General features: G+C 63.2%; 21 protein-coding genes. 8 read left to right on the top strand and 13 right to left on the bottom strand.

Annotated elements, in window-relative coordinates:
- Positions 1-176 precede the first annotated feature (176 nt).
- The 3 genes from A0O30_RS19825 to A0O30_RS19815 all read right to left on the bottom strand — a co-directional run bounded on the left by A0O30_RS19825 (position 177) and on the right by A0O30_RS19815 (position 4188).
- Complete coding sequence (locus tag A0O30_RS19825; protein ID WP_105947649.1) at positions 177-2600, bottom strand: TonB-dependent siderophore receptor; 2424 nt, start codon at positions 2598-2600, stop codon at positions 177-179.
- A gap of 95 nt (positions 2601-2695) precedes the next feature.
- Positions 2696-3664 (bottom strand): FecR domain-containing protein, encoded by a 969-nt coding sequence (locus A0O30_RS19820; RefSeq protein WP_256589726.1) that lies wholly within the window; start codon positions 3662-3664, stop codon positions 2696-2698.
- Complete coding sequence (locus tag A0O30_RS19815) at positions 3661-4188, bottom strand: sigma-70 family RNA polymerase sigma factor (protein WP_105947648.1); 528 nt, start codon at positions 4186-4188, stop codon at positions 3661-3663. The genes A0O30_RS19820 and A0O30_RS19815 overlap by 4 nt, the downstream gene beginning before the upstream one ends.
- A 294-nt stretch (positions 4189-4482) precedes the next feature.
- Between A0O30_RS19815 and A0O30_RS19810 the strand changes: the two genes are divergently transcribed.
- The 6 genes from A0O30_RS19810 to A0O30_RS19785 all read left to right on the top strand — a co-directional run bounded on the left by A0O30_RS19810 (position 4483) and on the right by A0O30_RS19785 (position 11218).
- Positions 4483-5811 carry a hypothetical protein gene (locus A0O30_RS19810; RefSeq protein WP_105947647.1) on the top strand — a complete coding sequence of 443 codons (1329 nt, stop codon included), beginning with the start codon at positions 4483-4485 and terminating at the stop codon, positions 5809-5811.
- Between the two features lie 32 nt (positions 5812-5843).
- Entirely contained in the window at positions 5844-8075 is a 2232-nt protein-coding gene (locus A0O30_RS19805; protein ID WP_105947646.1) for an Ig-like domain-containing protein, read from the top strand.
- Between the two features lie 15 nt (positions 8076-8090).
- The gene (locus tag A0O30_RS19800) at positions 8091-8564 is read left to right on the top strand and encodes a curlin (RefSeq protein ID WP_105947645.1); all 474 of its coding nucleotides are present in this window, start codon (positions 8091-8093) and stop codon (positions 8562-8564) included.
- A gap of 16 nt (positions 8565-8580) precedes the next feature.
- A complete protein-coding gene (locus A0O30_RS19795; RefSeq protein ID WP_105947644.1) occupies positions 8581-10026 on the top strand; it encodes a curlin in 1446 nt (481 codons plus the stop codon).
- Positions 10027-10136: 110 nt separating this feature from the next.
- Entirely contained in the window at positions 10137-10784 is a 648-nt protein-coding gene (gene alkB / locus A0O30_RS19790; protein WP_105947676.1) for a DNA oxidative demethylase AlkB, read from the top strand.
- A 146-nt stretch (positions 10785-10930) separates the two neighbouring features.
- Positions 10931-11218 carry a hypothetical protein gene (locus A0O30_RS19785; protein ID WP_016714040.1) on the top strand — a complete coding sequence of 96 codons (288 nt, stop codon included), beginning with the start codon at positions 10931-10933 and terminating at the stop codon, positions 11216-11218.
- A gap of 59 nt (positions 11219-11277) precedes the next feature.
- On the opposite strand, the gene A0O30_RS19780 is transcribed toward A0O30_RS19785, so the two are convergent.
- From A0O30_RS19780 to A0O30_RS19765, 4 genes are all read right to left on the bottom strand, one after another.
- A complete protein-coding gene (locus A0O30_RS19780) occupies positions 11278-11538 on the bottom strand; it encodes a DUF1652 domain-containing protein (protein ID WP_016714039.1) in 261 nt (86 codons plus the stop codon).
- Positions 11539-11770: 232 nt separating this feature from the next.
- Positions 11771-12658 carry a pirin family protein gene (locus A0O30_RS19775; RefSeq protein ID WP_105947643.1) on the bottom strand — a complete coding sequence of 296 codons (888 nt, stop codon included), beginning with the start codon at positions 12656-12658 and terminating at the stop codon, positions 11771-11773.
- 96 nt (positions 12659-12754) lie between these two features.
- Entirely contained in the window at positions 12755-13627 is an 873-nt protein-coding gene (locus A0O30_RS19770) for an alpha/beta fold hydrolase (protein WP_105947642.1), read from the bottom strand.
- A gap of 21 nt (positions 13628-13648) precedes the next feature.
- Entirely contained in the window at positions 13649-14278 is a 630-nt protein-coding gene (locus tag A0O30_RS19765; RefSeq protein WP_177410297.1) for a LysE family translocator, read from the bottom strand.
- A 124-nt stretch (positions 14279-14402) separates the two neighbouring features.
- Between A0O30_RS19765 and A0O30_RS19760 the strand changes: the two genes are divergently transcribed.
- On the top strand, positions 14403-14882 hold the full coding sequence (locus A0O30_RS19760; protein ID WP_105947641.1) for a GNAT family N-acetyltransferase: 480 nt from the start codon (positions 14403-14405) through the stop codon (positions 14880-14882).
- 95 nt (positions 14883-14977) lie between these two features.
- Here the strand turns inward: A0O30_RS19760 and A0O30_RS19755 are convergent, their stop codons facing one another.
- The 6 genes from A0O30_RS19755 to A0O30_RS19730 all read right to left on the bottom strand — a co-directional run bounded on the left by A0O30_RS19755 (position 14978) and on the right by A0O30_RS19730 (position 22464).
- Positions 14978-15361: a YkgJ family cysteine cluster protein gene (locus A0O30_RS19755; RefSeq protein ID WP_025753817.1), complete on the bottom strand. Its 384-nt coding sequence runs from the start codon at positions 15359-15361 to the stop codon at positions 14978-14980.
- A 126-nt stretch (positions 15362-15487) separates the two neighbouring features.
- Entirely contained in the window at positions 15488-16615 is a 1128-nt protein-coding gene (locus tag A0O30_RS19750; protein WP_105947640.1) for a hypothetical protein, read from the bottom strand.
- A gap of 157 nt (positions 16616-16772) precedes the next feature.
- Complete coding sequence (locus A0O30_RS19745; protein ID WP_105947639.1) at positions 16773-17702, bottom strand: aliphatic sulfonate ABC transporter substrate-binding protein; 930 nt, start codon at positions 17700-17702, stop codon at positions 16773-16775.
- A gap of 3 nt (positions 17703-17705) precedes the next feature.
- The gene (gene mgrA, locus A0O30_RS19740; RefSeq protein WP_105947638.1) at positions 17706-18749 is read right to left on the bottom strand and encodes an L-glyceraldehyde 3-phosphate reductase; all 1044 of its coding nucleotides are present in this window, start codon (positions 18747-18749) and stop codon (positions 17706-17708) included.
- Positions 18746-20080 (bottom strand): LLM class flavin-dependent oxidoreductase, encoded by a 1335-nt coding sequence (locus A0O30_RS19735; protein WP_105947637.1) that lies wholly within the window; start codon positions 20078-20080, stop codon positions 18746-18748. Before A0O30_RS19735 ends, mgrA begins: the two co-directional genes overlap by 4 nt.
- A gap of 167 nt (positions 20081-20247) precedes the next feature.
- Complete coding sequence (locus A0O30_RS19730) at positions 20248-22464, bottom strand: TonB-dependent receptor (RefSeq protein WP_105947636.1); 2217 nt, start codon at positions 22462-22464, stop codon at positions 20248-20250.
- A 261-nt stretch (positions 22465-22725) separates the two neighbouring features.
- On the opposite strand from A0O30_RS19730, the gene A0O30_RS19725 reads away from it, so the two are divergent.
- The gene (locus A0O30_RS19725; RefSeq protein WP_105947635.1) at positions 22726-23772 is read left to right on the top strand and encodes a LacI family DNA-binding transcriptional regulator; all 1047 of its coding nucleotides are present in this window, start codon (positions 22726-22728) and stop codon (positions 23770-23772) included.
- Positions 23773-23902: the final 130 nt, after the last annotated feature.

Raw genomic sequence — 23902 nt, 5'->3', positions numbered from 1 at the left:
GGCTTGAGCAATAATGCCTGTCAATCAAGGATTTTGGGGCTGCTTTGCAGCCCATCGCCGGCAAGCCAGGCTCCCACAGGACCTGTGCAACCTCAAACACTGCGCTGTACCTGTGGGAGCCTGGCTTGCCGGCGATGGGTCGCAAAGCGGCCCCAACTACTTGAATGGACCACCGTTTACAACCGGTAATCAACACTCAGCAACACATTGCGCGGGTCACCAAAGAAGTTGTGGTCGTAGTCGATTGCCCGGTAGTAGCGCCGGTCAAACAGGTTATTGAAGTTGACCGCCACGCTCAAATGCTCATCCACGTCGTAGCCCAGGCGGGCATCCCATACCGCATAACCGCCCTGCTCGCGCCCGTAATAACCGTACCCTGCCGCGTGGCTCTGGGCATTCACCCCAGTGCCCACCGTGACCTGTCGCCAAGCGGCAGGCAACCGGTAGTTGGCCCAGGCCCGGAAGATGTGTTTGGGCGTTTCGGTGTTGCCCGTGATGTTGCCGGCTACGGCAGGCTCTTCATCCAGGTATTTGAGCAGGTTGAGGGTGTAGGCGGCAGACAGTTGCAGGCCAGTCAGTACCTCGCCGCTGATCTCGGCCTCAAGGCCCTGGCTACGCACGGTGCCCGCCGGCCTGTAGCAGGTGCCACCGCAGCGTGCGGCAATGTCCGAACCGACGCTGGCATCTGGCAGCGGGATGTTGTCCTGCTCCATGCGGTACAGCGCCAGCGTGGTGTTGACACGGCCATCGGCCAGTTCGCCTTTCAGGCCGATTTCGTAGCTGTGCCCAGTGCGGGCATCCAGCAGGTTCCCCTGGGCAGTGCGTTGCGTCTGCGGCTTGAAAATTTCGGTATAGCTGGCGTAGGCATTCCACTGCTCATCCAGGGCATAGACCAACCCGGCATAGGGTGTGACCTTGCCATGCGTTTGTGCTGTGCTTCGGGTGACACCCCATGGCCCGTCGGAATCGAAGACGGTGCGGAAGGTGGATACCCGCCCGCCCACAATCAACTGCAAACGGTCGGTCAGCTGGTAGTCGGCAACGCCATACAGCCCCTTCTGCGTGGAGGTGTAGCCGTCGAGCCACTGGTTGGCGGCATAGATCGAGTCGTCTCTGGGCTCGACTGCGCTCGGGGTGTAATCAAAGATATTGATCGGCGTGACGTAGTTGTAGCGGGCACCCCAGATGTCATTGCTCTTGAGTCGCGAGTAATTGCCACCAACAGTGAGGCCAAGGCGTCGGCCGAACAGTGTTACATCACCACTGGCATTCAGGTCACCGCCCCAGTGTTCGGAGAAATAGTCGAAGGCATAGGCGTCGCCCGCCAGGGTATAACCAGGCCCCATGCGCCCCCGACGCTGCAGGTACTTGAAGTCGTTGAACTCGCGAATGGTCACCAGGCTGCCCTTGAGGGTCCAGTCACCGGGCAGGCGCTGGGTCAGGTCGAGGTAGTAGGTGTCCTGGGTCTTGTCCCAGTTGTCCCAGCGCGCGCCCAAATAGGTGGAACGGCCTACATGGGGCATGCTGCCGTTGCTGTAGTTGGGGATACCCATCATGTACGGCGTGGCATCGACCCGTTCGTGACTATAGCCCAGACCCAGCAGCGTACTGTCTGTGAGGTCGTAGTCCAGGGCGGCATACAGGGTCTGGTTGTCGCTCTGCACGTAATCGACGAACGACTGGGTGGTGTCGTAGTCCATCACCAGCCGGCCACGCAGGCGCCCTTGCGCATCCAGCGGCGCGCTGGTGTCAACCTGCATGGCGTAGTGATCCCACGAGCCGGCCTTGGCACTGAGGTGCGTTTGCGCCTCGGTCGTCGGACGCTTGCGCACCAGGTTCACTGCACCTGACGGGTCGCCGCCACCTTCCAGCAGGCCTTGCGGGCCACGCAGTATCTCCACGCGGTCCAGGATTGCGGTCTGCCCGGTAAAACTGGAACCTCGGGCATAGAGCTGGCGCTCCAGTGGCACACCGTCGTACTGGAAGCTGTTGATGAAAAACCCTCGGGAATAGAACTGGCTGCCGGTAAAGGAAGGCACCACGGTAATGCCCGGCGAGTTGGCCAGCGCATCGGTCACGCTGGTGATGTCCTGCTCGTCCATGCGCTGGCGGGTAAGCACACTGACCGCTTGCGGGATGTCCTTGATGCGCTTGACACCTTTGCCAATGGTGGCAACAGGCGTCGTGTACGAGCCACTGCCTTCGGTAGCCGGCTCATTCAGGCTGGCGCCAATGGTGGTAGCACCCAGTTCAAGCGTGCCCGCCGCCGCCGCTGGCTGTACCAGGTAGCGGCCATTGCCCATGGCCACAGCGTTAAGGCCACTGCCGGCCAGCAAAACCTGCAAGGCCTGCTCGGCAGAATACCGGCCTTGCAGCGCCTGGCTGCGCTTGCCGCTGAGCAGATGCGGCTCGGCACTCAGATAAAGCCCGGACTGCGCGGCAAATTCGGTCAGGCGCATGTCCAGTGGGCCGGCGGCCAGGTTGAAGGCTTGCGCCTGGTCGGTCTGGCTGGCCTGGGCAACACGGGTAAGCGTGACAGTGAACGGCGTGCTGAGCGCCAGGGCCAGGGCAAGGGGTTGAATACGGTGAACAGGCAGCATCGAGAAGTCCTTGAAGGATCACTGGGCAGTGGGTTCCGGGAGTAATCGGATGACGCAGAAAATCCGGAAGCTGCCAGAAAAACTTTTTTCAGGGCTCAGTCGACAGGCTCCACACTCACCCACCACGGCAGGCGCCGCTCGATGCGTACCGGGAGCGTGTGCGCCAGCATTTCCAGGGCTTGGTCGGTGTCGTGCAGCGGGTAGGAACCCATGATGCGCAAATCAGCCACCTCGGGTGCGACGCCCATGTAGCCGGGGCGGTAACGTGCCAGCTCGGCCACCAGGCTGCGCAGGTCGGTATCACGCGCCAGCAGTACACCTTCCCGCCAGCTTTCGCGCATTGCTGCGGCCTCGTGCTGGTCGGTAAAGCGCTGGCTGTCGAAGCTGACCGCCCGGCCCGCTATTACGCGCTGCTGTAAGCCGGATTCGGCGCAGCGTGCCAGAACTTCGCCGGCAAATACCGACAGCTGCGTGCGGCCGTCATCCTGCAACACACTGAAGCGCGTGCCCAAAGGCTGCAGGCTGCCTTGGCGGGTATGCACCTGCAACGGCCGCGCATCGGCAGCGGTAACGATCAGTACTTCGCCACGGTACAGGTAAAGCGCGCGGTGCCGGGCATCGAAACGCACATCGACGGCACTGCCACTGTTCAGCCACAGGCGCGTCCCATCGGAAAGCAGGCGCTCCTCGACCTGGCCGATGGCAGTGTGCAGGTTGGCCTGCGAGGCCAGCCAGGATTGACGCAGCCCACCTTGCCAGCCTAGCCAGCCAAGCACACCGACACCGCTTACGGTCAATACGCCGCGCAGCATGGCTCGCCGCGATTGATCACCATGGCGTATCTGCTTCAGCACGTTACTGGCGCTGTCAGCTTCTGGCTGCAACGGTGCAAAACGCTCGCTGACCCGCTCGACGAAAGCCCAGGCCTGACGATGTGCCTCATCCGTCACCAGCCATTGCTCCAAAGCCATTCGCAGCGCCAGGTCGCCTGGGTGCCCGGCCAGGCGCGCATACCAGTCGGCGGCCTGCTGCAACACGCGGTGGTCCAAGGCCTGAATACTCACAGCACCTTCAACCCGGCCAGCTCAGCCTCAAGCACTGCACAGTGGAACATGGCCTTCGCCATGTAACTGGTCACGGTCCGCTCGCTTACCCCTAATTGTTCGGCAATGGCGCGGTAACCCAGGCCATGCACCTGGGCCAGGACGAACGCCTCGGCCACGGTCGCGGGCAGTCGTTCGAGCATGGCCTGCACCTGTAACAGGGTTTCCAGCATCAAGGCCCGGTGCTCCTCACTGGGCTGGAAGGCTTCGGGGCGCTCAGCCATTACTTCCAGCCACGCCTGCTCCACCCGACGGCGGCGCCAGAAGTCGACGCACATGTTGCGTGACATCGCACCCAGAAAGGCCTTGGCGTCAGCGTCACTGGCAAAGGTGCGGGGTTTGCTGAGCAAGCGTAGGAAAACGTCATGAGCCAGTTCAGCGGCGTCGTGCGCATTGCCTAGCTTGTGACGGAACAGGTTGCGGACCCAGCCGTGGTGCAGGTGGTAGAGGCTGCCGACGTCTGAAGGTGGGGGTGATGGGGGCATCGGGGCACGGCACTCCATTGCGGACAAGCATGACGCATGCATCAAATAAGAATTGTTATCAATATTAGGAGTATCTGGAGCCTGGCACAACTGTTGGGTCGCGAGGGCCTGCCCCAATCCCCAACTCTGGGGGAACGGTGCCCACCATCAACGATGTGTGAAAGGCCCTGGTTTAAAACTGGATCCCTTGTGCCGCAAGGCCTGCAAGGCACTTTCCAGCTTTTGGCACAGCTCTTGCCGATCTCCTCCCAGACGCCCCAAGTCCATGGGCCCGTTTGCAGGAGGAATAGACTCATGCACCGACCGATACCCCACCCGCTGGCAGTGGCGATTTTCGCCGGCATGCTCCAGCTCCCGGCACAGGCTGCCCTGAACGCTGTCGATCCAGGCGCCTACGTCCCCGCCAACGGCGGCTTCCCTGCCTGGTACCAGGACAGTCACGGTCGTACCCTCGACCTGTGCCTGACCAAGGCGGTCAGCTCCAGGGTTGCCGGCGCGCCCGGCGCACCGGCGTACATGTGTACGCTGCTGCCCACGCCGGGCGTGTTCGACGATACGCAACCCATCGTCTTCCCCACCAACTTCCCTGACGAAGCGTTCTGGTTCACTGCAGACGCCGCCATCGTCGACGCCGCCCGCGGCATCGACCTCAGCTACGGTACCGCGATCGAAGCGGCATTCGCCGCCGAAGAGCCGGTCGAGGGTGACCAGGTCAGCTTCGCCCGGGTGCGCATCCGGGTCGATGTACCTACCGCTGGCACCTACGTGGTCACCCACCCCTACGGCGTCGAAGTGTTCGACGTGCCCGCCGCCGGGCGCCGGGCGATCAACATGACCCGCGACATCGGCATTGCCGGCGCAGGCGATTTTACCGGCGCGCTCAAGGGCGATGTCGGGCCGTTCCTGCGCAGTGTCAACGGCCCCTACACCGAAGGCAGCGAGCGCTTCATCGGTGACCCGAACCTGGATGAACGGGTAACCGGCAGCCCGTTCAACACCAACTTCGTACGCATCGAAGGCCCCGGTGGCATCGACCTGCGTACCGAGCTGTTCTCGATATCCGGCAAGCTCTCGACCGTCGCCCTGCCAACCCCGCTGATGCCACAGCGCAGTACCTATTCGCGGCACACCGAAAACGGCAACCTGCGCGCCCAGCAAGACATCTTCGTGATGGCCCCGCCACCACCGGCCAGCGTCACCCTGACCAGTCAAACACCCAGCCTGAACCTCACCGAGGCCAACGGCACCGGCGCCTGGTATGCGCAGTCGGCCCTCAACCCGGCGGCAGGCAGCATCCTGACGCTGACCGCCGACAACAGCGTGGCGATCCCGACCAGCAGCCTGACCACCCGCAACGTGCCGCTGACCGACCTGGTAACCATTACCCAGGCCCAATACCGCCTGTCCACGGGCGAACTGACCCTGGTGGCCAGTACCAGCGACGAAACCACCCCGCCAGTGCTTACCGCACACACCGGCAACGGCACGTTGATCGGCAACCTTGGCGGCACCGGCGCCGTGAAAACGTTGAGCATGACCCTCTCGCCCATCCCGCCGGCCAAGGTGCAGGTCACCAGTGCCAATGGCGGTAGCGACACCGAAGACGTGGTGCTGGTGCCATGAACAGACAAAGGCTCAGCCTTCAAGGAGGCCGCATGAACACTTGGTCGCGCCGTGCGCTGTTCGCCGCCGGTTTTTCCCTCACCGTTACCAGCGCCGCCTTCGCTGCGCTGTCTGAAGTCGACCCGGGGCCCTACACTTTTGCCACGGGCGGCTACCCCATGTGGTACAAGGACAGCCTCAACCAGTCGCTGGAGCTGTGCCAGTCGCGTGCCACCAGCACCCGGGTACCCGGCACCCCCGCCGCGCCGTCCTACATGTGTACCCTGCTGCCAGAGCCTGGCATCTACGACGATGCATTGCCGTTGGTGTTCCCCGACAACTGGCCGCCAGAGATGTTCTGGTTCCTGGCCGAGGCCACCATCCCGGCAGTCGGCAACAGCGGCTATGAACTGGATGCCTACGTTGCCGGCCTGGAAGCGGCCTTTGCCGCCGAAAACCCGGTAGACGGCGACCAGCAGAGCTTCGCCCGCATTCGTATCCGCGTCTCGGTGCCACGCGCCGGTACCTACACCATTACCCACCCCTATGGTGTGGAAACGGTCAACGTCACCACGCCAGGCCGGCGGGCGATCAACATCACCCGCGACATCGGCATCGGCGCACCGGGCAACTTCACCGGGGCACTCAACGGTGCACTCGGGCCATGGTTGCGCGGGGTTGGCGGGCCTTATACCGAGGTCAACCCGGATACCGGCGCCACTGAAACGTTCATCGGCGATCCGAATCGCCCGGAAGCCGTGGTCGGCAGCCCGTTCAACACCAACTTCATCCGCATCGACGGCCCGCCCGGGCGCATCGAGACCGCACTGTTCACCGTTTCGGGCAAGGTGCTGGACCAACGCGCGCAAACGCCGGTCACGCTGGAGCGAGCCACCTACTCGCGCAACGGTGGCGGCACCCGGGTAGAAGTGTTCGCCAAGGCCCCGAGAGAGGCCAGCCTGTGCATGCGCAATGGCCTGGCCTTGATCGGCACGCCCCCTTCGCCTTGCCAGTTCAACCTGACGGCGGACAACAACGGCCTGTTCTTCAGCCAGCAACTTAGCCAGGCCGTACCGCCTGCGGTGGTGGTGGTTACCGCCAGCAACAGTGCTGGCGGCACCCAGCCGACCGCGCTGTCGAGCAAGCTGACCGACGTGGTCAAGGTCAGCACTGCACGCTATGACTGGGCCAACAAACGCCTGCTGATCGAGGCCAGGTCCAGTGACGAGGTCGTCATCCCCGACATGCTCGCCCAAGGCTACGGCCGCATGTCGAAAGCAGGCACGCTGCAAAGCATCACGGTCAACGACGTGGCGCAACCGCCGGCCACCGTTACGGTCAAGTCCGCCCACGGGGGCAGCGATGTAGAACCGGTGATCGTGGTCGGCAACGCACCGGTTGAAGCGGCCAACCAGCCGCCGCTGGCCCAGGCCGATGTCGGCAGCACCAGTGTCGGTGTGCCCATCACCCTTAACCTGCTGCAAAACGACAGCGACCCGGACGGCAACGTGCCGCTGACCATCAGCGACCTCACCCAACCAGGCACCGGCCTTGGCGGCGTGGTGCTCAACGGTACCACCTCGGTCACCTACACCCCGCCAGCCGGGGCTACGCAACCACTGGTGGCCACCTTCAGCTACCGCGCGGTGGACGCCAAGGGCCTGAAGTCGGAACCGGCCACGGTCACCATCAACGTTGCACCGAACCGGGCACCAACCGCCAACCCGGAAACCGTCGCCACCCTGGGCGTGCCTTTGACCATCAACGTGCTGGCCAACGACACCGATCCGGAAGGCAACGTGCCGTTGGCTGTTGCGGCCGTCACCCAACCGGCGGCAGGCCGAGGCACCGTCAGCACCGATGGCACCACGGTGACCTACACCCCACCCGCCACGGTAACCGCAGCCTTCACCACCACCTTCACCTACCAGGCACGTGACTCGCTGGGGGCGCTGTCCACCCCGGGTACGGTCACCGTCAACGTGTCGCCACGGCCAGCCGCCGAAACCTTCACGGTCACGGCAGCCACCGTCACGGCACGCTCCAACAACCGTTACAACTGGGATATCAGCGGTACCTCATCGGTTACCACGGGCAACGTTGTCACGGTCCGGGTCACCACCACCACCGGGGTGCAGACGCTGGGTACCGCCACAGTGCCGGTTAATGGCCGCTGGCGCCTGGCCGTCAGCAACAGCACCACGATAGTCCCGACCGCCGCGCCGACGGCAACCATCACCACCAGCCCGGGTACTACCCGCACCGTCAACGTGGTTGTGCAGTAAAGGCGGGGAAACGCCATGAAACGCCTGTATCCACTGCTGCTCAGCCTGGCCCTCGTGGGCCAGGCCAGCTGGGCCGACGACCTGATGGACAATGCCGACCTTGCGCCCGGCAACGACCTCGGCGACCCGGTGATCATCCGCCTGCTACCGGTCGGTGCCGGTCAGGCTGCGGTGATCGAGCAGCAAGGGTCGGGCAACCGCGCCGCCCTCGACCAGAACGGCCAGGCCCTGCTGGGCCGCATCGTCCAGGCCGGCGGTGCGCAGGAAGCGTACATCTTGCAGGAAGGCAGTGACCTGATGGCCAGCATCAGCCAACAGGGAAATGGCAACAGCGCATCGATCCGCCAGAGCGGCAGCAGCAACAGCGCAGCCATCGAGCAGATCGGCAACGACAACAGCGCCAGCATCGTGCAGTCCGGCTCGGGCCTCAACAGCTCCGTGACCCAGACCGGCAATGGCCAGCATGTTCAGATCACCCAATACCGATAGACCTGGAGGCACCACCATGTACAAGCTCGCTCCGTTAAGTGCCGCTATCGTCCTGGCCCTCGCTGGTCAGGCCATGGCTGCTGACAGCACCTCGTCCCAGACCCAGGACGGCAAGGAAAACATCGCCGAAGTCAGCCAGACCCAGGCGTCCTTCGCTTCGGCCACCCAGAACCAGACCGGCAAGGGCCACAATCACCTGGCCGTGCAAACCGAAAGCACCAGTGATATCCAGCAGAGTGCTACCGGCCAGTACAACGCGGGCTATGCCGAGCAGTTGTTCGAAAATGGCAGCCAGATCAAACAGCAAGCCGCAGGCAGCTATAACGATGCGTTCGCCAGCCAGTCTGTAGGGCTGAACAACGAATCGCTGCAAACCCAGCAAGGTGTCGGTAACAAATCCACCGTGTGGCAGGACAGCCAGGAAGGCAGCAAAGCCACCACCTGGCAATCCGGCCAGCGCAACGAGGCCTTCATCGAACAGACCTTCGGTGGCAGCAACAACCGCAGTACCGTCAACCAGACCGGCCAGGACAACTACGCCGCCGCCGAGCACCTGAACCATGTGGACGGCGACATCCAGGTCTACCAGGATGGCCACGACAACTGGGCTTACGGCGACCAACGCGAAGGTACCGGAGGCACCATTGGCATTGGCCAGTACGGTGGCGGCAACTCGGTTGAAGTGTGGCAGGACACCCAGATTGGCAGCCAGGCTTCCGTGGTCCAGACCGGCCAGTCCAACGAAGGCTATATCGACCAGAGCTTTGGCATGAACAACAAGGTCAGCCTGTCGCAGCAAGGCAACGCCAACGCCAGTTGGTCGGACCAGTTCGAGACCAACAACTCGACCACCACCATCACCCAGACGGGCAACAACAACCTGCATTTCACCTATCAGAATGGTGAAAACCTCAACCTCACCATCAATACCAAAGGCAATGGCAACAGCATCACCGCCAGCAACTGGAAAGGCGCCAAGATGGGCGGCCAGTTCGGCACCAATCAGAACGCCACCATCAACCAGAACGGTAACGGCAACGGCGTCAACCTGACCCAGAACGGATCTGACCAGCTGGCCACGCTGTCCCAGACGGGTAAAGGCAACCAGATGCAGACCAAGCAGGCCGACAGCAACAACGAGCTGTATTTCGAGCAGAACGGCACGGACAACATCCTGATCGCCGACCAGCGCGGTACCGACAACTACGCCTACGGCAACAGCCAGGGTACTGGCAACACCATCACGCTGGACCAGTCCGGGTACAGCAACCAGAGCTACACCAACCAGCTGTACGGTAGCGGCAACGAAGCCACCATCAAGCAGACTGACAGCATCAACGTCGCCTACGTGACCCAGGGAGGCCAGGGCAACAAGGCGTACGTCGACCAGAGCGGTATCGCCCAAACCGCCACCATCACCCAACTGGGCAGCGCGAACCTGGCCACCGTGACCCAGAAGTAAACGACTCCCCCCCTTGAACCGCGGTGCTCCTCTCCCTGGTGCCGCGGTTCCTTTTTCTCGATTGCACATGCCGGGATACAATGCCGTAACCCTTGAACCTGTGCAGTGCCATGATCCAGTCCGACCTCGACCTGTTCGGCCCTCAGCCACAACGCCTGGCCAGCCATACCGTGCTGCTGCCCGGCTTCGCGCTGGGCGAAATCGAACCCCTGCTGGACGCTTTGCGCCCGGTACTGCGCGCCGCGCCGTTCCGGCACATGCGCACACCGGGAGGCCTGCACATGGCCGTCGCCTTGACCAATTGCGGCGCACTGGGTTGGGTAAGTGATGAACACGGCTATCGCTACAGCGCCACCGACCCGCTCAGCGGCAAGCCCTGGCCCGCCTTGCCCCCGGTGATACTGAACCTGGCCGCCCGCGCTGCGGCAATGGCCGGTTTCGAGGGTTTTGTCCCCGACGCCTGCCTGGTCAACCATTATCTGCCCGGCACCCGCCTGAGCCTGCACCAGGACCGTAACGAGCAGGACTTCGGCCAGCCGATCGTGTCGTTGTCGCTGGGGTTACCGGCCGTGTTCCTGCTTGGGGGCTTGCAACGCGCCGACAAGACCCAGCGCATACCACTGAGCCATGGCGATGTGTTGATCTGGGGCGGCGAAGACCGCTTGCGCTTTCACGGGGTGCAACCCATCAAGCCCGGCGTGCATCCGCGCATGGGCGAGCGGCGGATCAACCTCACCTTGCGCAAGGCCGGTGGCTGACACAAACACGATGAACGTGCATGAAACACGTTGAACATCTTGGTCTGGCAAGCTTCAAACGATAAGCCGCGTTCTCACACCCAGGAGCCTGCCATGCCGTACTTACCTTGCCCGATGCCCACACACGACTCATCAGCCGCGCGCTCATGAAAATGCCCGGTCGTGCGCCCAATGCCTCGCTGCAACTCGATTACGTGCGCGACACCCTGTTTGGCCCGGTGGCGCAAAGCGTGGAGTGCCAGTGCCAACTCGCCGCGCTCAACCTGCAGGGCCGGCCAGCGTTGCGTTTGCACATTTGTCCGCCACTGCCCGACAAGGTCGACCGAGCCCACAGCGTGGCGTTCGTTTGGGACGGGCGCAGTTACCACGGTGTCGTACGTGACCAAGGCAAGTGCGGGGATGGTGGTTTGAACCTGTTGCTGGAACTGCAATAGGCCGGATAACGCAAATACACCCGGCCAGCTCAAGCCGGCCGGGTATAACATTGGCTCACTCAGGCAATGGCCTTGAGTGGCACCGGGTGGCTGTCACGCAGCGCGTGCAGCTGCCCCACCAGGTGGACCAGGTCACGGCAGCTGTTGAGGCTTTGCAGCGGGACCCCGCTCAGGGTCACGCCCTCGTCGAGACTCTGACCCTGACCCAGGCGGATGGTCAGGTTGGTGCCATCCAGGCAGCTGACTTCACAGCGATCAGGCAAGCAGGCCTGCTCGATCAACTGCCGCATCTCTAGCATCGAAACTCCAATCAACGACATGGTACGACCCTCTCTGTGGGATGGCCTGTTGTGTGGAATTACGCCTTTGTGAGGCGGGGCGCCAATTGATATTGCGCATGCCCAGACAGGCGTCCATGCGCCGGGGCAATGATGATGCGGGGAATCCTTTAGCACCTTAGTGGAAGATTGCCAGCAGGGGCCGTGTGTTCGGTCGCAATCGCACACTTGGCGACGAGTGGTCTTGGCAGCGTTCAGTATGGCGGGCTACCGCTCAGTGCGCCGCACCACCACGTTCATCCTGCATCTGCCCAAACCGCCCGGCATGGAAATCGTCGAACGACTCGGCGATTTCCGCCTGGCTGTTCATCACGAACGGGCCATAACCGACGATCGGCTCATCGATAGGCTCGCCACTGAGCAGCAGCACGCTGGCACCTTCCAGCGCTTCAACCGTTACATCCTCGCCACCCCGGTCCAGCAGCACCAGGCTTGATGGCCCGGCTTCGCGCTCACCGTTGACCTGCACGCTACCGCGCAACACCACCAGCGCCGCGTTGCACCCGGCGGCCACCGGCAGTTGCAGGGCTACACCGGCGTTCAGCCGCAGGTCCCATACATCCATGCGGGTAAACGTCCGCGCAGGGCCGGCATGCCCACGGTAGCTACCGGCAATTACCCGTAAGCTACCGCCCTCGCCGTCCAGCGTGACTTCAGGGATGTCCTGCGCCAGCAACGTCTGGTAACCGGCCGCTGCACGCTTGTCTCGCGCCGGCAGGTTGACCCACAGCTGCACCATCTCCAGCGTACCGCCACTGCGGGCAAAGCCCGGGGAATGGAACTCTTCATGGATGATGCCGTTGGCTGCGGTCATCCACTGCACGTCGCCAGGGCCGATCAGGCCGCCAGCGCCCGTGGAGTCACGGTGCTCCAGCTCGCCCTGGTAGACGATGGTGACCGTCTCGAAGCCGCGGTGCGGGTGCTGGCCAACGCCGCGCCGTGCGTTGGTGGGGGGGAAGTCATGGGGACCGGCGTAGTCCAGCAGCAGGAATGGGCTGATTCGACTGGCCAGGTTGTCGTAGGTGAACAGGCTGCGCACCGGGAAGCCGTCACCCACCCAATGGGCGTGCGGGCTGCGGTGGATACCCAGAATCTGTTTCATGAGAAGGCTCCTCTCTTGGCTGAGTTAACCTTATCAATGATGACAATCAGGCGGTAGCCAGCTGAATTGGCATGCATCGTTCCATGCATGGAACAGTTAGCCCTGCAAGAAGGCGAGCACCTGCTGAGCCGCCGCAGCCGGATCTTCCTGCATGAAACAATGCCCACCCGCAACTTGCTGTGCAGTCACGCTGCGGTTGAGCGCCGCCAGACGGTTCACTGAGTGCGGCACGAAGGGATAAGTCTGCTCGCCATACAACACCCGCGTCGGCGTGCTGATTGCGGCCAGGTTTGCCCACATGCGCTTGGGGAACGAACTGAAAATTTCCACTTCCCGGCTAGGCCGGCACTTGAGTACCACGGCATCACCGCAATCGCCGATGGCATGTTCGACATAGGCCAGCAGCGCCGCATCGGCCCAGCCCTTGAAAATGCCCCGCCCTTTCAGCGAGGCCATAGCTGCCTCGCGATCGGGCCAGTGGCTACGGCGGCTGGCAGCCTTGCGCGCCAGGGCATGGCGTTGGTGCAGGCCAACCAGAGCAGCCGCCCCCATCACACCGATCATGCGTCGGCTGAACAGTACCGGGTCAAGCAGCACCGCACGGGCAAACAGTTGCGGCTCACTGGCCAGGATCAGCCCGGTGAGCACGCCACCAAAGCTGTGGCCCACGGCAAACCGGGGAATATCGCCATACTCCCCACGCCCGGCCTGAAAAGCTTCCACTGCCAGCTCGGCTGTACGGTTCCACCCCCGAAACACCCCGCCGTGATCGCTGTCGCCATGCCCCTGAACGTCGCAAAGCCACAGGTCGAAATGCTCGCCAAGGCCCATCAGCAATGGCTGGTAGGCCAGGCAACAAAAACCGTTGCCGTGCAAGAAATGCAGCAGCGGCTTGCCACTGGCCGGGGTTCGCCAGCCACGCAGGGTGAAACCTTCGGAGCATTCGTGGGACCAGGGAATCAACTGCATCGGTTTGCTGTACTCGCGGGGCTACGAAAACGCTGATTCTACAAACAGCAGCGGGTACAGTGAAATCACCAGCAACAAGGCCATCAGGACATTGAACAGCATCAGCCAGCGGGGGTTCTGCAACAGAGTGCGCAAGGCGCTGCCAAACATCACCCACACGCCGACGCTGGGCAGGTTGACCAAGGCGAACAACGCCGCGATCACAATCACGTTCGTCACATAGCCTTGCGCAGGTGTGTAGGTGGTGATCGCCCCCACTGCCATTACCCAGGCCTTGGGGTTGACCCACTGGAACGCCGCCGCCCCCCAGAAACCCAGCGGTTTCCGGGCGCTGGACGAGGCCGTGCCGACCGGCCCGGAGGTGGCGATTTTCCAGGCAAGGTAAAGCAGGTAGGCGGCGCCGGTGTAGCGCAGCACCGTGTACAGCGGCGGCCAGGCCTTGAACACCTCACCCAGGCCCAGGCCGACTGCCAGCACCATCACCATGAAGCCGACGCTTATGCCCAAGGCGTGAGGGATAGAGCGGCGCACACCAAAATTCACCCCCGAGGCCAGCAACATGGTGTTGTTGGGGCCAGGGGTGATGGAAGACACGAAGGCAAACAGCACGAAGGCGGTCAGCAGGTCGGCAGAGGCAAGCATGGCGGGCATTCCACTTTCGTTATAGGTGCTGTCACACTAGCGGAGTCGCCCTTCCCTGCGACCTGTACAGTTGCATTAAATTTTGTGAATACACATCACTGTACTGCAAACCCGGATCAAGGAAGCCGTTACCATGAGCCTCACCATTCGCCCTGCCGTTCGTTCCGATGCCGGGCAGATTCTGGCCTTTATCACCGAGCTGGCCGAATACGAACGCGCCCGCCACGAGGTGGTTGCCACCCTCGCCGACATCGAGCACAGCCTGTTTGGCGAGGGCAGCACGGTGCACAGCCTCATGTGCGAGCGCGATGGCCAGGCAGTCGGCTTTGCCGTGTACTTCTACAGCTATTCGACCTGGCTCGGGCGCAACGGCATTTACCTGGAAGACCTGTACGTGACGCCTGAGCAGCGAGGCGACGGTGCCGGGCGGCAACTGCTGCGGCACATTGCCCGCGAAGCGGTGGCAAACAACTGTGGCCGCCTGGAATGGAGCGTGCTGGACTGGAACGAGCCGGCGATAGGCTTCTATGAGAAGCTCGGTGCCGAGGCGCAGGATGAGTGGGTGCGCTACCGGCTGGATGGCGAGAAGCTGACGGCGTTTGCCCAAGGGTGATCCCTCGGGTTTACGCGGTCAATTGCAGCAGCAGTCTTGTGTCGCGATGGGCCGCAAAGCGGCCCCGAACGCTGTCAGGGGGCCGATGCAGCCGATCAGGCCACCTCAGCCCCATCATCCGGCCAATGCGGTTCATTCGCCCCTGGCGGCGTTAGCGGCGGCAGCCCATACGCCGCCCGCGCGTCGTCACAGCTGGGGTTGTGCACCCCACCCTCCCACGACGCCTCGAACTCGCGACAAGGGCTGGAACGGTTGGCATAAATGGTACAAGCCACCTCTTTGCCGATCTCGCCTTCAAGGCTGACACAGCGGCATGGCTTGGCATCGGTGCCGATCATGGCAACGCGGGTGGGGTTGATCTGCACCACCAGGTCGTCTGGCACGAGGCCCCCGGCAGACTGGCATTCGCCCCAGAAGAAGGACACACGGAAGTACCCGCAGCAGGCGCCGCAGTCAAGGCAAGGGTTATATTCAGACATGATGTCACGGAGGGAAGGTTGTTGTTATCGGGGCTGGCCCGCGGCGCCATTTTCAATCGAACCCGGGGCGGTTGGATAGAGGGGCCATGCAAAATATTTTTCCGCTGATCCGGCCGCCCGCATCGGCTACCGCAGCGCCTTGTAGGTAGTCGCGTCCCAACGCGTCAAAGCCAGGCCTTCGGTCGGATCATAGTCATCACCGCACACCTTGCTGAAGTGCGTGCAAGCCTCGCCGCAATGCACCAGCCGATCATCTCGCTCACCCTCGGTCAGCACCGTGTAAGACTCGCTGCGCATGGCGTGGTACTGCCTTTCGGCAGCGGTCATCGCCCGGTGATACTCCATGAGCTGCCTATCGCTCAAGGCCAGTCGCTTGTCCAGCGCAACACCCCAGCGGGAAAGGCAGACTTCAGCGAAATGACGAACGACCAGCCCGGGTTCCTTGAGCGCCTCGCCGCCGCTCGCACCATCGGCCGACGCGTTGCCCACCAGCGTGGCATGGCGACCCGGCATCGGATAAATGCAGATCTGCGTACTGCTGTCCACGGACGGGATCACGCAGGCAAACCCTTTGGAACGCTCATCCCGCGAATAGAAGCCGATATATTCACGCACGTTTGCCGCCAGTGTGGTGCGTTCGGTTTGCACATTGCCAATCCCGGGTACCGGGTCGATGGCAAATATGTTCACCGGTATGTCCCGCAGCACCGGGTCTTGCGCCATGGCGTTGGCCAGCATGTGGCAACTGATCCCTCCCCGGCTCCAGCCCACCAGGTTGACCTGAAGCGGAAGGCGCGGTTTGCGGAACATGCTGATGATGCGCGCTTGCAGTTCCTGCGGTGTCGGATGGCGGTCACCGTACTCGTAGGTACGCCAGAACCAGGAGGCCGTGGCGCAAGCATCCGGGATAGGTACGCCAGCGTCTTTCAGTCGCTCGTACCCTTCTTCGCTCAATCGGGTGCGCTGCCAGTTACTTTCGCCTTTGATCACCTGCAACACATGGTTGACGTTTTCTTCCCAACCACGGCCAAACAACTGGCCGGTCCAGTTGAAATAGCCGCCGGGTTCGACGAACAGGTTGTCATCCTGAAGGTTACCGCTGCCGGGACCGTCGACGGCGATCCAGTGGGCGAATTCGCGGCCCTGATCGTTGCTGGCCAGGGTCGAGACCAGTTCGCCGTTCCAGAAATCGGGGTTGGCGTCGTCGAAGCGGTGGGAGCCGGTGCCGCAGAAATAGGCGGTGAATACACTCATTTGTGAATCTCTGAAGTGAGAAATGAGTGCTGAAGATAGAGGGGTAGATCGGGAAGAACGCAGGCGGAAAGGTAGCCTGTGAGGTTGTCGGGGGCTGCTTTGCAGCCCCTTCGCGACGCAAGGCCGCTCCCATAGTGGCCAGTGCAAATCAGGCAAGTTACTCCCGTTGCCACACTGCCCCGGCAATGTCGACCCGTTTGGGCAGGATCTTGTTGTCGAAGAACAACGCTGCAGTGCGCTGCTGCGCCGCCACGATTTCATCACTCACCGGTAGCACCGGTGATGGCGGCCGGTGGCTGAAACTGCGCTGCACCACCGCCTCTGGCAAGCCCATGAACTGCGCCAGCAAGCGGATGCTTCCAGCCTCATCGCTGCGGGTCAGCGCCTCGGCCCGGCTGATTTCATCGAGCAACTGGCCGACAAAGGCGCCATGGGCTTCAACATAGGCCCGTGAGCCCAGCATGAACGGCCCGATCAGCCCCAACCCTTGGCCGTCGGCCAACAGCCGCGCCTTACCCTCCAGGTCGATGGCCGAGTAGAACGGGTCCCAGATCGCCCAGGCATCCACACTGCCCCGCTCGAACGCCGCCCGGGCATCGGCGGGTGCCAGGTACACCGGCTGAACATCGCGAATTCCAAGCCCCGCCTTGGCCAAGGCACGCAACAGCAGGTTGTGCGCACTGGAACCCTTCTGCAGGGCAATGCGCTTGCCCTTGAGTTCGCCCACTGCGCTGATCGGGCTGTCCTTCGGCACCAGGATCACCTCGGCCTGGGGCTTGGCCGGCTCGGCACCGATGTACAACAGGTCGGCACCGGCAGCCTGGGCGAAGATCGGCGGGATATCACCGGTCGAGCCGATGTCGAGGCTGCCGATGTTCAATGCCTCCAGCATCTGCGGGCCGGCCGGGAACTCGATCCACTCAACGCGGGTATTGGCAAATCGCTGCTCCAGCAGACGGTGCTGCTTGGCCAGCACCAGGCTGATCGAGCCCTTCTGGTAGCCAATTCGCAAGGTCGCCGGGTCTGCAGCCTGGGCCGCTCCGGCCAGGGCCACCCACAACAGCATGGCAAGGCGTAGCACGCGCATCGGTCACTCCTTCCAGTCGGTCGAGGGTTTTTCCCACAGGTTGATCCCGCCTTCCACGGCGTACTGGTCGATGGCAGCCAACTCTTCGGCGGTGAACGCCAGGTTGTCGAGCGCCGCAACGTTCTCGGTGATCTGCTCGGGCCGGCTGGCTCCGATCAAGGCAGAGGTCACCCGTGGGTCACGCAGTGTCCAGGCCAAGGCCAGTTGGGCCAGGCTCTGGCCACGCTGACGGGCGATGTCGTTCAGGGCGCGTGCACGGGCGATGTTGGCTTGCGACAAATGCTGGGGTAGCAAAGAGCCGCCGCCCGCGCGGTTCACCCGGGCGTCAGCCGGGATGCCATTCAGGTATTTGTCGCTGAGCAGGCCCTGCGCCAGCGCTGTGAATACGATCACCCCGGCACCCAAGGCATCCGTGGTGTCGAGCAGGTCGCGCTCGATCCAGCGGTTGAACAGGTTGTACGACGGCTGGTGGATCAGCAGCGGCACCTTCAGCTCATCGAGCAATGCGGCAATTTCTGCGGTTTTGCCGGCTGAATAGGACGAGATGCCGATGTACAGCGCCTTGCCCTGGCGCACGATGTCGGCCAGCGCGATGGCCGTTTCTTCCAGCGGCGTGTCGGCATCGAAACGGTGCGAATAGAAGATGTCGACGTACTCCAGCCCCAGCCTCGCCAGGCTCTGGTCCAGGCTGGATATCAGGTATTTGCGCGAGCTGCCGCCCTGCCCGTATGGCCCCGGCCACATGTCCCAGCCGGCCTTGCTGGAAATGATCAGTTCGTCGCGGTAGCTGCGCAGGTCTTCACGCAGCAGCCGGCCGAAGTTGATCTCGGCGCTGCCATAGGGCGGGCCATAGTTGTTGGCCAGGTCGAAGTGGTTGATGCCGGCATCGAAGGCGGTGTGCAACAAGGCACGCTGCGTGGTGATAGGCGTGGCATCGCCAAAGTTGTGCCACAAGCCCAGGGACAGGGCCGGCAGCACCAGGCCGCTGCGGCCTACACGTCGGTAAGGCATGCGCGCATAGCGCTCGGGGTTGGCGGTGTAGCTCATGGTTGGCCTCGTTCGGCAAAGTAAGGGTTGCCTGGGCGCTGCAAGCCCAGGTGTTCGCGCAGGGTGTGGCCCTGGTACTGGCGGCGGAACAGCCCACGCTGCTGCAGCTCGGGCACCACATGGCGGGCGAAGTCTTCCAGGCCCAGGGGCAGGTGCGGCACGAGCACGTTGAAGCCATCGGCGGCGCTGCCTTCGAACCAGGCTTGCAGCTCATCGGCAATCTGCACCGGGGTACCGACCAGGCTGTAGTGCCCTCGCCCACCGGCAATGCGCCGCCCCAGTTGGGCCAGGGTCAGCTGCTCGTTGCCGGCCAGTTCGGTGAGCAACTGCTGGCGGCTGCGCTGGCCGTCTTCGGTCGGCGGCAACTCGGGCAACGGGCCATCCAGCGGGTAGCCGGAAAGGTCGAAGTTGCCGAGCATGCGCCCAAGCAGGCCAACCCCGACACGCGGGTCGACCAGCGCCTGGAACTGTTCGTACTTGTCCTCGGCCTGCGCCTGGCTTTGCCCCACTACCACGAACACGCCGGGCATGATCTTCAGCGATTGCTCATCCCGTCCATGGCGGGCCAGGCGGCCCTTGAGGTCGGCGTAAAAGGCCTGTGCGCGTGCCAGGCTGGGCTGGGCGGTGAACACCACTTCGGCGCTTTGGGCCGCCAGCTCGCGGCCGGTTTCGGACGAACCGGCCTGCACCAGCACCGGTCGCCCCTGTGGCGAGCGGGCGACATTGAGCGGGCCTTTGACACGAAAGTGTTCGCCGACATGGTCGATGGCCCGTACGGCTTGCGGGTGGTGGAACAGGCCACTGGCCTTGTCACGCACAAACGCATCATCGGCCCAGCTGTCCCACAGGCCTTGCACCACTTGCTGGAATTCCCCGGCACGGGCATAGCGTTCGGCATGCGGGATATGCGCCTGGCGGCCGAAGTTGCCGGCTTCGGCGGCGGCGTCGGAGGTAACCATGTTCCAACCGGCACGGCCTGCGGACAGGTGATCCAGCGAGGCGAATTTGCGTGCCACGTGATACGGCTCGTTGTAGCTGGTGGTGGCAGTGGCGATCAGGCCGATGCGTTCTGTGACCGCGCTCAGCGCCGACAGCAGGGTCAGTGGCTCGAAGTACACCGAGCGGGCGCTGTGGCTGGCCAGCGGGTCACTGGGCGCGGCAACGCTGTCGGCGACGAACAAGGCATCGAAGCAGGCCGCTTCGGCGATTTGTGCGGTGCGCTTGTAGGTGGCGAAATCCAGCGGGTCGGCGGGTACGTCCGGGTGGCGCCAGGCAGCCACATGGTGACCGGTGGCCATGAGGAAGGCACCCAGGTTCATTTGGCGGGGCATGTTGTTCTCCTTGTCTGAAAAGGCCGCGATCCCTGTGGGAGCGGCCTTGTGTCGCGAAAGGGCTGCGTAGCAGCCCCAGAGTTTCAGCGTCGGTGCAAATATTGCTGGGGCCGCTTTGCGGCCCTTTCGCGACACAAGGCCGCTCCCACAAAAAAAGCTGCGCCGTTTCAAAAGTCCTTGCGCAGCTGCACGCCGAAGTAGCGCCCGTCATCCCGTGGTACCGAGCGGTAGATGTAGTCACCGCCACTGGCCAGCATCTGCGCATACGACTTGTCGCCCAGGTTCTTGCCCAGCAGCGCCACGCGCCAGCCGTCGTTGTAGTCGGCCAGGGCGATGCTGGCGTTCCAGATGCCGTAGGCGCCCTGCACGGTGTCCGGGTTCTGGTCGAGGCTGAATTGCACCGCGTCCTGCCAGCTGTAATCGCTGCTCAGTTCCACATCCAGGCCGTTGTCCAGCGGGATCACGTAGTCGGCGCGCAGGTAGGTTTTCCAGTCCGGCGTGAACGGCAAACGGCCGCCATCGATGTTGCAACTGGCCGCCGCACCCGCCGGGCAGTTGAAGTGATCGACGCGAGCCTTGGTGTAAGCCACGGCGGTCGACAGCTTCAGACGCGAGGTGGCCTGGAAGCTGGCATCCAGCTCCACCCCCTGGGTCTTGACCTTGCCGGCGTTGACCAGGCGGGTCACCACCTGGTTGGCCACGGTGTCGTAGAAGTTGGCCTGATAGTTGTCGTAGTCGGTGTGGAATACGGCCAGGTTGGCGGTCAGGCGATTGTCCAGCGCCGTGCTTTTCAAACCGATTTCATAGGCATCGGAGGTCTCGGGCTTGAGCGCCTCGGTATCGCGCGGCTGCATGTTGAAGAACACGTTGTAGGCCGGGCCTTTGTAACCGCGCGAATAGGTGACGTAACCGGTCAGGTTGTCGTTGAAGTCGTATTGCAGGCCGGTCCGCCCGCTCCAGCCGTCCTCATCCACCGAACCCGAGCTGGCGGTAGAGGGCTGAATACCGGTCACAGCAGTGGCCGAGGTGGAGGCGCGGCGGTGGTCGTATTCGAGGTCGTCGTGGGTCCAGCGCAGGCCAAAAATGGCACGCAAGTCGTCAGTGAAATTGAAAGTGTTCTCGCCGAACAGCGCGACACTGTCGTTGGTGGTGGAATAGTCGGCACGGCCACTGTTGGCCACACCGCCGTTGACCGACAGGCGCTGGTAGGTCTCTTTGGACGTGCCATGCATGTAGAAGGCACCCAGCACATATTCGTTGAACTGCCCTTTGGGCGAGGTCAGGCGAAACTCCTGGCTGTACTGGTCATAGTCCACCGTGCCTTTGTCGTGGGACGCGGTCAGTGGCAGCACGGCGCGGCGGTCGCCGTCCTGGTACTGGGTGTTGTCCCAGCCGCGCCAGGCGCTGATCGACGTCAGGGTGAAGTCGCCCAGCTGCCAGTCCAGTTGCGCCGACAGCCCTTGGTTCTCGTCCTCGACGTGGGTCTTGAAGTCGCTGTTGATGTCGCGGTTGTGGGCGCTTGGCGTCACCGGACGCAACTGGCTGGCGAAGGCACTGCTGGCGCTGGTGATCACACCGCTGGGCAGTGTGTCTTCGCCTTTCATGTAGTCGGCGATCAGGGTCAGGCGCAGGTCTTCGTTGGGCTCGAACTCCAGTTTGCCGCGGGCGCCTTTGCGCTCGTAGCCATTGACGTCGTGGCCATTGGCAACGTTCTCGACATTGCCGTCATAGTCGCCCCACAGGGTGCTTAACGACCCCTTGAACTGCTCGCTCAGGCGCCCGCCAATGCCAAAGCGCAGGCGGTTCTCGTCGCCACCACCAAAGTGCGAATAGTCCACATAGCCCTGGGTCTGTTCAGGGATGGCCTTGCTGACCACGTTCAGTACGCCGGCCGAGGCGTTTTTGCCGAACAGTGTGCCCTGCGGCCCGCGCAGCACCTCGATACGTTCCAGGTCGAGCAGGTCGAGGGTCGACTGGCCCGGGCGGCCGAATACCACGCCATCGACCACCGTGGCCACGGTTGGCTCGACGCCCGGCGAGGTGGAAATGGTGCCCACGCCACGGATGAACAGCGAGGTGTCCTTGTTCGAGGCCCCGGCGCGGTAATTGAGGGTAGGCACCTGCTGGACGATGCTGGCCACGTTGTTGCGGTTGTCTCGCTCCAGCTGCTCGCCATCGATCACCGACACTGCCACCGGCACTTCCTGCAATGTGGCTTCGCGGCGTGTGGCTGTCACGGTAACCGCCCCCAGTGCAGTGGCCTGCGCAGCTCCTGTTTCAGCAGGCTCGGCTGCTTGGGCGCCCTGGCCAAAAGCGGCCAACAGGATGGCTGCGGCCAGCGGCCGACGTTGCGTAGCGGGAAAAGGTGTACGGTTTTTCTGCATGGTGCTCACTGCCTCGGGAAACCAGACCAGGCCCCCATTTGACGGGGCCGACACGAAGTTGCTGTGGTTGTCTGGTCTCGCTCGTGCGAGTGGCAGGCGCTTGCCAACAGCAGCGCTTGTTAGCGCTAACATGAGCAAGTATCTGCGGCCATCGCTTAGCACGTCAAATACTTAAAAGTCAGATTTATATGCAATAAAGCTATTTGCCAATCGCTCATCCGTTAGCGCTACCATCGCGCCATTTCCACAGGAGGCAGCCCGGTGAGCCAGGCCAAGGATCCCCCCCGCAAGCGACGCGGCGCAGGCCGTGTCACCCTCGCCGAGGTGGCGCGGGCTGCTGAGGTTTCAGCCATCAGCGTGTCGCGCTACTTCAACCAGCCAGACCAGGTTTCACCACCGTTGCGTGAACGTATCGAAGCGGCCGTGCAGGCGCTGGGCTATGTGCCCAATCTGGTCGCCGGGGGGCTGGCCTCAGCGCGCGGGCGCATCGTGGGCATGGTGATCCCGAACATTTCCGGGCCGATCTTTGCCCAGACCATCCAGGCCTTCAGCGATACCCTCAACCGGCATGGTTACCAGTTGCTGCTGGCGTCCAGCTACTTCAGCGAAGCGCAGGAAGAAAGCGCGGTGCGGGCGTTTCTTGGCTGGTCGCCGGCGGCGTTGGTGGTGACCAGCCATTTCCACAGCCCGGCCACGGAAAAGATGCTGGCCGACGCAGATGTACCCGTGGTGGAAATCTGGGACTACCGCCCGGAGCGGGCGCCCTTGCAGGTGGGCTTCCTTCATCACCAAGTGGGTGTACAGGCCTGCCGATACCTGCTGGACAAGGGCCATCGGCGCATCGCGTTCGTGCAAAACAGTGCAGCTGGCGACCTGAGTGCGCTGGAGCGGCGCGACGGCTATGTCGAGGCACTGGGTGAAGCCGGGCTGGAGCCTTGGGTGTTCGTGCCCTCGGCAGACTGCGCGCCGTTCGAGGCGGGCAAGCAGGCGATGGAAGCGTTGATCCGCCGCAATCCACGGCCCGAGGCGATCATCTTCGCCAATGACAACCTGGCGGCCGGCGCCCTGTTGGCCGGCCAGCGCGCCGGCTTGCGCCTGCCTGAAGACATGGCCATTGTCGGCTTTGGCGACTACCCCTTTGCCAACATGCTGCTGCCCAGCCTCACCACCCTGCGCCCGCCCTCCCGGGAGATTGGCGAAGTGGCGGCGCTGCGGGTGCTGCAGCACCTGGGTGTGCTGGCGTGTGACGGTGAGGTCCAGCGGCTGAACCTGTTGGCGTGCGAGCTGATTGCCCGCGAGAGCGCGTGAGGGGCAGGTGGTGGTACATGGGATAGTGGCACAGGTGTTTGACACCCTGACCAGTGATTTCAGGCGAGAGTTCATTGCCGCTATTCCGACCGCCTGCCTGCTGTTGCGGTTCGCAGGGCTGCTTTGCAGA

Origin of the sequence: Pseudomonas sp. LLC-1, from assembly GCF_002992185.1 — a bacterium.
Lineage (GTDB): Bacteria > Pseudomonadota > Gammaproteobacteria > Pseudomonadales > Pseudomonadaceae > Aquipseudomonas > Aquipseudomonas monteilii.
The sequence above is the reverse complement of the archived record's forward strand: the minus strand, read 5'-3'. Positions and strand labels throughout refer to the sequence as shown.